Genomic DNA, 13,184 nt, shown 5'->3' with positions numbered 1-13,184 from the left:
TTGTGAGCCAATGACGGGATTTGAACCCGTGACCTCTTCCTTACCAAGGAAGCACTCTACCCCTGAGCTACACCGGCGGTAAAGTTTTAGGTTTCTAATCAAAAGTATCCTGTTTCGAATGCAATATAAAACTTGAAACTCTTAAACTCATTTTGTGGGGAGAGCAGGATTCGAACCTGCGAAGGTTTCCCAACGGATTTACAGTCCGTCCTCGTTGGCCGCTTGAGTATCTCCCCCGCCTTATTTTTAATTTACCCTCTTCTTTCGGAGTGCAAATATAAAACATTTTTTCAATATTTCAAAGAGCCGATGGAGGGACTCGAACCCACGACCTGCTGATTACAAATCAGCTGCTCTAGCCAGCTGAGCTACACCGGCATTCAGTAAAAAAGTCCGCTATTTCTAACGGACTGCAAATGTAGAGATATATTTTAGATTTCAAAAATTTTTTTAATTTTTTTTTGATTTTTTTCAATCAAGCATGCACTCTTTGCTTTTCCTTATGCTTTACAAGCAATCTTTCTAAAGCATCAACAGACAAATCCACACCTTCCTCAAATGACTTACATGTTTTTTTAACAACAAATTCATCACTCGGAACTAAAATTTTAACTTCAACTACTTTATTTTCTTTTTCACTAGCCTGCTCCACCCTCATAAACACGTCCGCAGAAATAATTTTATCATAATATTTTCCAAGTTTATTTATTTTTTCATCTGTAAAAGAAATCAATTTTTTGTCGATGTTAAAATTAACTGCATGAACACTTACCTTCATAATTAAATCTTTTTTAAGGTTAAACAATTTTAAAAATTCATTCTTGTCCCCTAGGATGCGCTTTTTTATACACCTCTTTTATCTGCCCTAAACTAGATTGAGTATAAACTTGTGTAGACGCTAAACTAGAATGCCCCAAGAACTCTTTTATTGAATTTAAATCTGCACCTCGGTTTAACATGTGAGTCGCAAAAGTATGACGAAGCATATGAGGACTCTTTTTCAATTTTTCCGAGACAACACTAAGATAGCAATTTATTAACCTGTAAACAAAAGTTTCATTCATTTTCTTACCATTATTAAGAAGAAATAAATATTCTTCATCAATTATTAATGGCAAGGCTTTTCTTTTATCTAAATACTGCTTAATTTCTAAAAAAATCGCATCTAACATTGGTATAACACGTTCTTTATTGCGTTTTCCTAAAATCTTAAATACTTTCAGATCAAGATCTACATTAATCAACTGTAAATTAATCATTTCCGACCGCCTAATACCTGTTGTATAAAACAAACCAATAATCAATTTATCACGAAGCCCTTCAAAATCCTCACTATATTTCACCTCACTCAACACTAATTCTAACTCTTTTTCAGAAAAAGGAACTTGAATTTTCTTCTCTGCCTTTAGAGATTTATGTTGTAATAGAGGTGAAACATCTATCAACTTCACTTTCAAAAGAAATTTATAAAACGCTTTTAGAGAAGCCATTTTTCTATTAATCGTAAGATTAGCAAGACCTGACTCGACTAAACTAACAATCCAACTTCTAACAAACGAATAACTAACCTCTTCCAAACTACCTCCTCCTTCCTCAATTAAATAATTCTGAAAAGATAACAAATCCTTTACATAAGCATTAACTGTATGTTGGGAATATTTTTTTTCTTTTAACAAATAATCTTCAAAACGAATTAAATTCTCAACCATAAATACTTGATTAAACAAAAACAAAAAAAATCGCTAGTTAAAAGTACAACTTTTACACTAGCGATTTCATATATGATTATAATTTGCTATTAATTTTCTACAGCATCTCTTAATCCTTGAATATATTGTGCTTTTTGAATTTCAGCTCTTCTTGTTACAGAAGGTTTTGTAAACTGCTGACGTGATCTTAATTGACGCACAACTCCTGTTTTATCGAATTTTCTTTTATAACGTTTTAACGCTCTATCGATATTTTCTCCGTCTTTAATAGGTATAATTAACATAATTTTGACACCTCCTTTCATTTGTGGCTGCAAACGTAAGGATTTATTTTGAATTAAGAATTACAATCTATCATTTATTTTACAAGTTTTTTAAAGATTTCTAAAAGAACTCCTTTTCAAGCAAGCTATCAAAAACTGATTATCGAGTAATTTCTTAGCATTAAATCTGTAAGTTATCATTAAATTAAAATAATTTTAAAATAGAAGTTTTTAAAACTTAATTACTATTTCTATTTTTTTTTTACGTTCTGTCACCTTATTTAATAATGTCCTTTAAAAATTCCCAATGCTCTAGTATTATTAAAAGACAATTAAAACTATGGTTTTGCTATTTCAACAAGGAGATTATTTTTTCTGCTTGTTCTACACCGGTAGCTACTGCGCCATGAACTGTTTGGTGATCGCCTTTTAAATTGGTTGCTTCTCCTGCAAAAAATATTTTTCCACTTACAGATTCTGCTAAAATTTCTCGAGCATTCTCCATGCCAATAGAACTATAGGAATAAGCTCCTCTTATAAATGGGTGTTTTGTGAAATTTTGAACACTTGATTTAATAAAATTAGCACTTGCTTTATCCCCAAACATGGTATCTAATTCTGTTAATAATGCTTTTGTTATTGCCTCGTTACTATTCAGATCTGAAAGAGCTTGAGCTTGTTTACCCATTATAAATGCTAACAAAACATTATCATTAGTTTGCTTGCCTATTGTAACATCTCCATACGCGGCGCAAATGGAGCCTCCATAAATAAAATTACTTGGATAGAATTTTTTACTAAATTTCAAGAATACTTTCATCCCCGCTTCCATTCCTATTTTTTGAAAAGCGGCTATCTTTTCATTAGGCAATGAAGGTTTAAAAGTAATATCATTTGATTTTAGTATGGTGATTGGCACTGTAACAATTACTTTATCTGCAATAAAAGTCGCCCCATTTATATCTGTTACTTCGATTGAACTTCCTGAATAATCAATTTTTTTTACAATTGTATTTAATTTTATATCTTGTTTAACAAAAGGCACAATATAATCTTCAAAAACATCGAAATATGTTTTTCCGAATTTATAATTTCTTTCTTGACTATTTGTTTTTTTCGCCTCTTCATTATCCCATTTTACAGAAATATTGGTTGCACTTGCTCCTTGATCACCTGCATAGGCTTCTACAATATAATTATACGAATTATCTAAGCCTTTTTGATGTGCATGTTCCAAAAAACTGACATCTTGAAAAACTTCTGTTTGACTTCTAAATATATCTGTTTGTAGAGGTAAAGTTGAAGTAATTTGATTATTATACCAATATTGCAAATCAGCATCATCTAGAGTTATTTTGGTTTGTGTTTCTTTAATTATTTTACCAATTATACTATTTTCTAGATGTAGCCATTCTGCTCCTTGATCAATATCAAAATCTGCAAAACCTGTTTGTTTTCCTAGACGCCCACCATATTTTGAAGAAGCTTCTAAAATTTTAAAACTTACTCCTTTTTGCTTTAATGTGTATCCTGCAAACAGCCCAGCTGCTCCTCCACCTATAATTAATACTTGTACCTTTTTTGAATTATCCTCTTCTATTTCAGAAGCGCAGGAGGTTAAAATTGAAGGTATCAAAACCGAAGCACTCAACACTGTTGAATGTTTTAAAAATTTACGTCTATTCATTAAATTTTAATTTAACTTTTATTAAAAGTGTTAGAAAACAAAAAAATAACATTAGTTTTTAAAAACTTATTTTATTTAACCTAAAGTACGCATTAAAAATTAATTTTTTAAGAAAAAAATAAGAAAATACATTCGTATTTTCTTATTTTTTTCTTACTCTCCCTTCTTACCGTTTTATCTTTCATTACAAAATCTGATTTGTAATTTGAATCAATAACAAATAGTGAGAAAATCGGTTTAATTATTTTATTTAGATCTAAATGATTATTTTACTGCTGGTTGATAATCTTTATTATCAATAATCATTTTTGACAGAATTTCTTTTAGGATTTCAGATGTTCCACCACCAATAGGCCCTAATCGACTATCTCGTAATAAACGAGCTAATGGATATTCTTCCATATAACCATAACCGCCTAACATTTGCAGGCAATCATAGATTGCTAAATCAGCTACTTTTGTTGATTTTAATTTTGCCATAGTAGCTTCTTTAACCACATATTCTCTTTTATCTAAACGTGCTACGGTTGCGTAATTAAAAACTTTGCAATGTTCAACTTCTGTTGCATGTTCTACCATTGTATGACGTAAAGCTTGGAATTTATTAATAGAATTTCCGAAAGCTTCTCGTTCTGACATATATCCTAATGTGTAATCTATAGCGTACTCAGCGCGAGCATGTGCATTAATCGCCATTATTAAACGTTCTAACGCAAAATGTTGCATAATGTAAGGAAATCCTTTTCCTTCTTCTCCCATTAAGTTTTCTAAAGGAATTTCTACATTGTCAAATGCCAATTCTGCTGTATCGGAAGCTCTCCATCCTAATTTATCTAATTTAGTAGCTGATATACACGGTGTTTTAGCATCTATTAGGAAAATACTAATTCCTTTATTACCTAAAGTAGGATCTGTTTTGGCTGCTACTACATAGTAATCTGCATAAACCCCATTTGTAATAAATGTTTTAGATCCCTTAATTATGAATTTATCGCCTTTTCTTTCAGCTGTTGTTCGCATTCCTGCTACATCACTTCCTCCAAAGGGTTCTGTTATGCAAAGCGCACCTATCTTATCACCTGTAATACTTGCTGTTAAATATTCTTTTTAATTCTTTCATCTCCTTCTGCGTTTAGATGTGTCATTGCCAAATAAGCATGCGCCCACATAGCAGCGGCAAAACCTGATGATTTAACTTTTTGTAATTCTTCTAGAAATATAACCGTATAAAATAAGTCAAGATTGGAACCACCGTAAGCTTCTGGATAATTTAATCCAAAAAATCCCATATCGCCAAATTTTTTCCAAATAAAACGTTCTATGGTTCCTTCTTTTTCCCATTTTTCAATGTAGGGTACTACTTCTTTTTGTAAAAAATCACGAAAACTTTGTCGGAATAATTGATGGTCTTCTGTAAAATAAATTGAGTTCATAAAGTTATATTGTTCTTCTTATTATTTATTTAAAGTCCAAATATAAGGCAATTATTTTTACTTTATCAACTGGAAAAGTCTTAATTTTGAGTAAATCCTCTACTGAATGAATTCCGTTATTCATGCTTCTAAAACCAACTATTTCACGAACTACAGGGTATTTTAGATATGGAATTTTTAAAAGTTCTTTAGAGGATGCTTCGTTTATCTTTAATTTTACAATTTCTGGTATTTTTAATAAAATAAATTTTTTATTTAATTCAAGGATAACTTCTGGAGACAATCCCCATACGTCTTGTAGTTGTTCCATAGATACAAACCCTCCTAAAGTTTCTCTATTTTTGAGTATTCGATCTGAAATAACATCACCTATACCGTATACTTTCATAAGATCTTCTTTCGTTGCTAGATTTATATCTTTTTTTACCCAAGTGTCTCTTTTTTTATATTGTTTTGGTACAGTGAATCGGGTTGTTTCTTCTTTATTCTTATTCTTGTTTTTTAAAACCCAATCGGGAAATTTAAAATAAGATGCCATTGAAGCCAACAATGAATCGGATATTTGTGTTATTTCTTGAAATTCTTTTGAGGAGTTAACGTACTTACCTTTTTTTCTATAGGCTAACAAACGACTTATTTCTTCTATAGACATTCCTAATTTATATCCTTTGAAATCTGTAATAAAATTAGGATTAAAGGGCTGTATTTTATATTTTTCTTTTTTGCTTCTTTTTTTAATGAATCTATTACAATTTGTTTAGCAAGCCATTTTTTTTCTTCTGGTGTTAAGTAAGCTTCTTCTGAGAAATCGACAAAAGTATATATTGTTTGAAGCAATACACTTAAAATTATGATACACAACAATGCTATTTGTTGATTTTTTGTGTATTCAAAATATTTTTTAAGTGATTGACGCATCGTTATAAATCAAAAACAGAGGTTCTTTTGGCTCTCACTAGATCCTTTAATTTCATCATAAATCCAATCGTTAAATACACTCCAAACCATAATCCTATGGTAACAAATGAAATATAAATAAAAAATAAACGAACGCTATTGGCTCTCATTCCTAGACGATCAGATACTCTTGATGCGATATGAAATCCTTGACGTTCAAAAAAATATTTAAGTTTTAATACCATTAATTCTATTGTTTTTAAAATAAATAATACTTTAGTAAATTTACAATTATTTTTCAGACTTCAAAAAATCAAGACCTATACTGCATTCTAGACATCGATTTGCATCACAATATTTATTTTTCAACTGAATAAGTCCTTGTGATTCCATTGCATTTTTAGCCTTCATTCCGTAATATTCAAAATAATTTATTATTTTATTTTTTTCAGGTTTGATCATTTCTATTAACATTAAATCTAGATCGTTATCGTACTTATTATAATATTGTGTGTAGGAAAACCGAATAGGTAGAATTGCATTAATAATTAATAATTCAATAAACGATTGGGACAGTTTTTTTCTTTGTGGGTTGATGTTTTCTCAAAGTTATAATGATACTCCCAATAATCAGAAACGCCTACTGAAAAAATTTCATAAAATTCTTCTACACTGGTTGCTTGAATAATCCGTGTAAAAAGGTTTTTTTGAATATGATAAAGCATTGCTAATTGCGCTATTCGAATTGTTGGAAAATTATCGGGGCGTAATCTAAAAAATTCAAAATGTTCTACGTGGGTTGATGTTAGATTGTATTTAATTTTTATGTACTCATACAACTCGATCAAATCTTTTACGTAGTTTTCTTGGGGTTTTAGCGGAAGAAGTCCTGCTTGACCAAAAAATAAGGCTTCTAGATAACTTACATCAAAACTTTCTTTTCTTAGGACTGTAAAAGGAATGGAATCGGCTAAATTAAAGAAGGCTTCTCCATTTATGTTTAGTCCAAAATTTTTGGCTAAAATTATAAAAAAAACGTTTTCCCAATCATAATTTGTTTTTTTTAATAATATTTGAATGGGGTTATTTTTAAACTCTAATCGCTCAAAATACAGACGTTGAATCCAATTGGATTTAGTAAATTCTGGTATGTCTTTTAATTTTTCTTCACAATTTATCCATTTTTTCCTTACTTTAAGGTTTTTATATTGGGCAATTAATTCTTCTGGAACATAATTCTGAAGTGCTAAAACTGGTATTTCTGCATTGTTTTTTCTAAAAACGGGTACATCATGCTCCCATACTACGTGTAAAATACAGTTATCATATTGGCTATTGAGTTGATGGTGATGATGGTACCAATCGGAAGATTTTAGATGTATTTCTACGTTTCCAGCCCACCTCTGTCCATCAATAACAAGCTGGACATTAAAAAAATCAGGTCCTGATCTATTTAATTGAAAACCTGAATGAAGTATTTGAAGGTTTTCGCCTTGTACAGTTGTCAAGGATTGTAAAGGAATCTTTTTATTTTTCCATACATAGTATAAAAATTCTTCTTTCATAATTTTAGGCGTGTAATGTTAATAAGGCGTATAAAAATGAAATTATACCATTATCTTTTTAAATAAAATGTATAATTCAATTAGAAGTATAAATTTACAAAAAAAACCTAACAAACTCATTATTAATGAATTTCATTAGGTTTTTTTATTCTAAGATCCTACAAATTAAAATTTATAGGGTCTTTTTTATGGTTTTATTACTTTATAGAATTAATTATATCGTGTTTTGTGATGATATGATGTTTTCCTTCTCCTAAATTTATTAAAACAGCTTGATTTTCTTTCGTGATTAATTTTGATACTTCTTCTATAGAAGATCCTTTTGCTACAATTGGGAAAGGTGCTCCCATTACTTCTCTTATTGGTTTATCAGCGGTATTTTTATCTGTTATAAAGCTTTGAAAAAGATCTGATTCATCAACAGATCCAACAAATCCATTTATATCGACAACTGGTATTTGTGAAATTTTATACTTACGCATTCTCTCAATAGCATGTGCTACTAGTTCTTCTGTACGAACAATCACAAGTGGTTTTTCAATATGCTCTTTAATTAGATCTTCTGCTTTCGTTAGTTCTTCATCTAAAAATCCGCGTTCACGCATCCAATCATCATTAAACATTTTACCTACATAACGACTTCCTGAATCATGAAATAAAACAACTACGACATCATCTGGTTTAAATTCTTCTTTTAATTGTAGTAATCCTTTAATAGCAGCACCTGCTGAATTACCTACAAATATTCCTTCTTCTAGTGCTATTTTACGTGTGTATACGGCAGCATCTTTATCTGTTACTTTGGTAAAACCGTCTATGAGGGAAAAGTCAACATTTTTAGGCAAAATATCTTCTCCAATTCCTTCTGTTATGTACGAGTATATTTCATTTTCATCAAAAACACCAGTTTCATGGTATTTTTTAAATACGGAACCGTACGTATCTATTCCCCAAATTTTAATATTTGGATTTTTTTCTTTTAAATATTTAGCTACTCCTGAAATTGTTCCTCCTGTGCCTACTCCTACAACAAAATGTGTAATTTTACCTTCTGTTTGTTCCCAAATTTCGGGACCTGTTTGTTCGTAATGCGCTAATGCGTTACTAGGATTATCATATTGGTTTACGTACCAAGCGTTTGGTGTTTCTTCGGCCAAACGTTTTGAAACAGAATAATAAGAGCGAGGATCTGTAGGTTCAACATCTGTAGGGCAAACTACTACTTTTGCCCCTACTGCTCTTAGTATATCACATTTTTCTTTTGATTGCTTATCTGAAATTACACAAATTAATTTATATCCTTTAATAATGGCTCCTAAAGCTAATCCCATGCCTGTGTTCCCAGAAGTCCCTTCAATAATGGTTCCGCCTCGGCTTTAATCGTCCGTCTTTTTCAGCATCTTCAATCATTTTAATAGCCATACGGTCTTTTACTGAATTACCGAGGATTAAAGGTTTCTACTTTTGCTAAAACTAATGCGTCAATTTCAGCTGTTACCTTATTTAATTTTACTAGTGGTGTATTACCAATCGTTTCTAGTATATTTTTTGCGTATTGCATACTGTATCTTATTTTTTATTTTAAACTAATTATTTTTAAAGGATTTGCAAAGTTATAAATATTATGTATATGATTTTAAATTACCAAAGTTTTGAAAGAGGAGTAACTTTCTCATTTTTAAAACATTTTATCTTAATTACTGAAAGAAATTCCATACTAATCCAAAACGAACAAGAAAGTCTTTATAGGGTTGACTAGGTGCTACAAAAAAATCATTATTCATAAAAGTAGTATTAAAATGTTCTGCTTTAAAAAAGATTCTTGTTTGGCGTACTCTAGCATTAATAAAAAAATCTAAAATAGGGTGATTTCCTATTTGAACTTGGTTTTGTGTGTAAAAGTTTCCCATTAGAGGGTTATATCCATTAGCATAATAATTAGTAAAATATTGAACCGTAATACCTGTTTGTAAGAGTAAGGCTTTTTTAAAATATTGATCCGAAAAATACAGACTATTTCGTGTTAAAATTTTTGGCACATTTAGAATTTGTTCTGCTTGAGCTACTTGTTGATATAAAAGAGTGTTGTCTAAGGTCCATTTTCTATACTTTATCTCTTTTTGTAATTTAATTGAAAAATAATTTATAGGATTTCCATATTGTTTGGGTGTTGTCTGTAAGCTTTTTTGGGTTAAATCATTATTACTAAAATAAATATGATCATGAAGTACTGTAAATTGTGATTCAATAGTTCCCCATTGTGTTTGAGCGTTTAATAGAATCGTATTAATCTTTTCATTATTAAATGAATTTTTCCAATTATAGTTTACAAAATCACTTTGATAAAGGGAAGAAGTTAATTCAGGTAATTTACTTAAATTAAGATATTGAACTGAAAAACTATTTTTGTCATTTAATGTATATTTTACAAAAATATCAACAGTTGAATTTGTATACTTTGAGAGAGCTTTAGAGAAAAGGGCTTCTCCTCGAATTTTATCTTTTAAATAAAAATATTTCCCTCCTACATTTTGAACTGAAAAATCATTTCGAGCAGGCACTTTTATTTGCTGGTTTTCGATTACTAAACGATTGTATCCATAACGAAAACGACTATCTTCTAAAAACAGATTAAACTTACCTATAGAGGTATTAAAAAAAGTAGTTCCGATTTTATTATAAAGCACAGATGACTTTGTTAAATCTGAATAATTAGAATTTTCATAACCTAAACCGAAATAATCTGTTTTAGTCGTTTTTTCGAAGCTAAAGCTGAAAGTTTCATATTTAAACTGATGTTCTAATAAAACGTTATTTGATTTTTGATTTCGATTTAATCTAAAATATTCATCTAAAAAATAGCGTTTCCCTTCAAAAAGTGATCTCGCATCTCTTAGTTTCACATCTAATCTTGAACGTTGACTAAACTGAGAATCTCCAGAAATAAAATCAGCATCATTTAGGATTCCCCCGTTTTCTTGATTGGTAAAATCTTGGCTTGTAAAGTGTAAATTAAACCCATATCGCTTACTGAAAGTTTGATAACTTGAAGTAAATCTAAAATTACCTGTACTTGATAATGAATTTAGATATTTACCTAATGATCTTAATCCTTTATAAGCGAATGAAAAATTAAGATTTTTAGAAGTGTTCAATGTAATAAAAGCATCTATACTTTGTCCTTGCTCTAAAACAGTTTTAAAATACAATTCTGTCAAGGGAGTTGGTACATTATAATAAGATATATCTTCTGATTGGATATAATTAAATTGTTTTGCATTAAATCCTAAGCTTGGCAAAGCATTAGGTACTTTATAACCATAGTTCAAAATGGTATATATATATCCGTCATTAGCAAACGGTAATAAGCCAAAAATATCTTTTTTTAATAAATTAAATTTATAATCACTTTTTATGGTAAGTGACGTATCCACAAAAGTGGTGTCTCTTTTTAAATTATAAATTTTATACCAGTTATGAGGTGCTTTAGGATTTTCTTTCCGTGTTTGACGCAAGGACTTACGAACCGTATCATTTTTAATTTCAGACAAATCATTTTGTCCAAATGTTGGTATAGCAGCTAAAGCAATGATTAAATAAAAAACGTACTTCATAGGGTTATAATGAGGTACAAAAATAGGGAAAAGAGAAGAGATAAAAAAACCCTCGCTATTAGCGAGGGTTTTTATTAATAAGAAGGATTTTGAATTAAATTTTTATTTAAGTCTAATTCTCTTTGAGGAATTGGTAAGACCACTTTCGGCTTACCCGGTGCTGTTTCAGCTGGTGCTGGTACAGTTCCTGACGATCTTAATTGTTTTCCATTACGCAATAAATCCATTCTTCTATGACCTTCAAAACAAAACTCAAGGCGTCTTTCTTTTATAATATCATCTAATGTTATAACTGCCAAATCAGGAAGATTTGCACGTCTTCTAATTTTATTAACATCATTAACTGGAGTATCTCCTATTACTGTTCCTGCTCTTAAATTAGCCTCAGCTCTAATTAAATACATTTCAGAAATACGAATTACAGAATAATCTGACGACTGATTAAGTCCATCATTATATTTCGTTGTATAAAAAGGGATTCCAGCTTTTTCTATATCTCTCCTTTTTAATGTGTAACGTAAATCTCCTGAATTCTCAAAAGTAGCGTTCAAACTTGCTGAGAAAGGACAATCTCCTCTTCCTCCATTAGCAGACGAATTAGTTAGAGTTGAAAAACTAACTGACGGTCCATTTTCATTACTCCCCGACTGACTATCATTAGATAAATTAACTAAATTAAATATATGCTCTTTTGAATCTTTATTATCATAAAAATTATAGTCGGATGCAAATTCAAATTTTCCTGAATTAATTGTTTGATTAGCATAATCCGCAGCCTGTGCAAATTTATCTTGATATAGATAAACACGAGCCAATAAAGCCTTAGCTGCTCCTACATTAGCTCTTGTTCTATTAAAATCTTTAATTTTACTAATTGCATCCAATAAATCTGCTTCAATTTGAGCATATACTTCTCCAACAGTAGCTCTTGGAGTATTTCTAAGACCTATTTCACTTACGGAGCTAATATGTTTAGTAATTAAAGGAACAGACAAACCACCAGCTCCAACCGTTTGAATTGGTTGTGCAAATAAACAATTTAATTGAAAATAAGCTAAAGCTCTCATAAACTTAGCTTCACCTACAGCCTGATCTCTTTCGTCCATTGAAAAATCAACATCAGGAGTCAAATAAGCCTTATTAATTACTGTATTAGCTTGAGTTATTATTTCATAGTGATCTTGCCAAATTGAAGCAACGTTTCCATTTGTTGATATAGTTGTATAATCTCTTATTTCTTGTAATGTTGGAAAAGTACCTTTAAAAGCAATATTATCGGATTGCCAATCTCCTAATAGTTGTGGAACACCACCAAAAGCACCTTCTTGCTGAGCTAACCCATACAATCCTGTTACATAAGATTTCACCCCTAATTTAGTAGCTAACACCACATCACGAGAAGATTCATCTTGTGCTTTAACATCCAAATCTGTTTGACAACCAATTGCAAATGCTAGAAAAAGTGTTGATATATATATTTTTTTCATAATTAAAAACTTAGAAAGTTAGACGTGTACCAAACAAAAATGTTTTAGTTTGAGGAGCTGTAAAAAATGTTTCTCCTTGAATTCCTGCGGAAATCGAATTAGACACTTCTGGATCAATACCTTGTAATTCTTTGCTTTTCAATGTATATAAATTTTGTGCTGTAGCATAAATTCTTACTGATGAAACAAAGCTTTTACCAAACTTAGCCATTGGGAAATTATAACCAAGAGTTACATTTTTTAGTCGAGCAAATGAACCATCTTTCAATTGTCTGGTTGAAGCATTTTGAACGGTTCTAAATGTAGAAGATTTAGGATTTGGTGTAAACGCATCATCTCGAGGATTTTGCCATACATTACCTACAACCTCTCTATGATTATAAGCATATATTGAACGATCAACAAAACGTAATCCGTCTATAAATATATCATTACCATAACTAAAATTAACTAATGTTGATAAATCAAAATTTTCATATTTCAAATTATTAGACCATCCTCCTGTAAAATCAGGGTTTGCATCACCTAC

11 protein-coding genes, 3 tRNA genes and 3 pseudogenes are annotated in these 13,184 nt (G+C 30.3%); all 17 read right to left on the bottom strand.

Annotated elements, in window-relative coordinates; translation table 11 throughout:
- Positions 1-5: 5 nt before the first annotated feature.
- A tRNA-Thr gene (locus tag JJC05_RS12265) sits at positions 6-77 on the bottom strand.
- Between the two features lie 78 nt (positions 78-155).
- A tRNA-Tyr gene (locus JJC05_RS12260) sits at positions 156-236 on the bottom strand.
- Positions 237-304: 68 nt separating this feature from the next.
- A tRNA-Thr gene (locus JJC05_RS12255) sits at positions 305-378 on the bottom strand.
- A 97-nt stretch (positions 379-475) separates the two neighbouring features.
- Positions 476-778: a ribosome hibernation-promoting factor, HPF/YfiA family gene (gene hpf, locus JJC05_RS12250; protein WP_235877479.1), complete on the bottom strand. Its 303-nt coding sequence runs from the start codon at positions 776-778 to the stop codon at positions 476-478.
- A 37-nt stretch (positions 779-815) separates the two neighbouring features.
- Positions 816-1,709, bottom strand: a complete 894-nt coding sequence (locus JJC05_RS12245) for a tyrosine-type recombinase/integrase (protein WP_105195427.1) — start codon at positions 1,707-1,709, stop codon at positions 816-818.
- 89 nt (positions 1,710-1,798) lie between these two features.
- A complete protein-coding gene (gene rpsU, locus JJC05_RS12240) occupies positions 1,799-1,993 on the bottom strand; it encodes a 30S ribosomal protein S21 (RefSeq protein ID WP_060383871.1) in 195 nt (64 codons plus the stop codon).
- Positions 1,994-2,321: 328 nt separating this feature from the next.
- Positions 2,322-3,659 (bottom strand): flavin monoamine oxidase family protein, encoded by a 1,338-nt coding sequence (locus JJC05_RS12235; RefSeq protein ID WP_235877477.1) that lies wholly within the window; start codon positions 3,657-3,659, stop codon positions 2,322-2,324.
- 264 nt (positions 3,660-3,923) lie between these two features.
- Positions 3,924-5,092: pseudogene (locus JJC05_RS12230) on the bottom strand (acyl-CoA dehydrogenase family protein).
- A gap of 25 nt (positions 5,093-5,117) precedes the next feature.
- Positions 5,118-5,744 (bottom strand): helix-hairpin-helix domain-containing protein, encoded by a 627-nt coding sequence (locus JJC05_RS12225; protein WP_309597323.1) that lies wholly within the window; start codon positions 5,742-5,744, stop codon positions 5,118-5,120.
- Between the two features lie 2 nt (positions 5,745-5,746).
- Entirely contained in the window at positions 5,747-6,010 is a 264-nt protein-coding gene (locus tag JJC05_RS18385; protein ID WP_309597322.1) for a hypothetical protein, read from the bottom strand.
- A gap of 2 nt (positions 6,011-6,012) precedes the next feature.
- Positions 6,013-6,234, bottom strand: a complete 222-nt coding sequence (locus tag JJC05_RS12220) for a PspC family transcriptional regulator (RefSeq protein ID WP_088390937.1) — start codon at positions 6,232-6,234, stop codon at positions 6,013-6,015.
- 46 nt (positions 6,235-6,280) lie between these two features.
- Positions 6,281-6,463 (bottom strand): hypothetical protein, encoded by a 183-nt coding sequence (locus JJC05_RS18380; protein WP_309597506.1) that lies wholly within the window; start codon positions 6,461-6,463, stop codon positions 6,281-6,283.
- Positions 6,464-6,487: 24 nt separating this feature from the next.
- Positions 6,488-7,554: pseudogene (locus JJC05_RS12215) on the bottom strand (DUF2851 family protein); the annotation flags it as partial.
- Positions 7,555-7,751: 197 nt separating this feature from the next.
- Positions 7,752-9,115 (bottom strand): annotated as a pseudogene (locus JJC05_RS12210) (pyridoxal-phosphate dependent enzyme).
- A 136-nt stretch (positions 9,116-9,251) separates the two neighbouring features.
- A complete protein-coding gene (locus tag JJC05_RS12205) occupies positions 9,252-11,168 on the bottom strand; it encodes a putative porin (protein ID WP_127823765.1) in 1,917 nt (638 codons plus the stop codon).
- Positions 11,169-11,242: 74 nt separating this feature from the next.
- On the bottom strand, positions 11,243-12,655 hold the full coding sequence (locus JJC05_RS12200) for a RagB/SusD family nutrient uptake outer membrane protein (RefSeq protein WP_235877475.1): 1,413 nt from the start codon (positions 12,653-12,655) through the stop codon (positions 11,243-11,245).
- Between the two features lie 10 nt (positions 12,656-12,665).
- The gene (locus JJC05_RS12195) at positions 12,666-13,139 is read right to left on the bottom strand and encodes a hypothetical protein (protein ID WP_235877474.1); all 474 of its coding nucleotides are present in this window, start codon (positions 13,137-13,139) and stop codon (positions 12,666-12,668) included.
- Between the last annotated feature and the right edge of the window lie 45 nt (positions 13,140-13,184).

It is taken from the genome of Flavobacterium davisii (assembly GCF_019565505.1).
Taxonomy (GTDB): domain Bacteria; phylum Bacteroidota; class Bacteroidia; order Flavobacteriales; family Flavobacteriaceae; genus Flavobacterium; species Flavobacterium davisii.
Note: the sequence above shows the minus strand (reverse complement) of the source record. Positions and strands in the feature narration are given on the sequence as shown.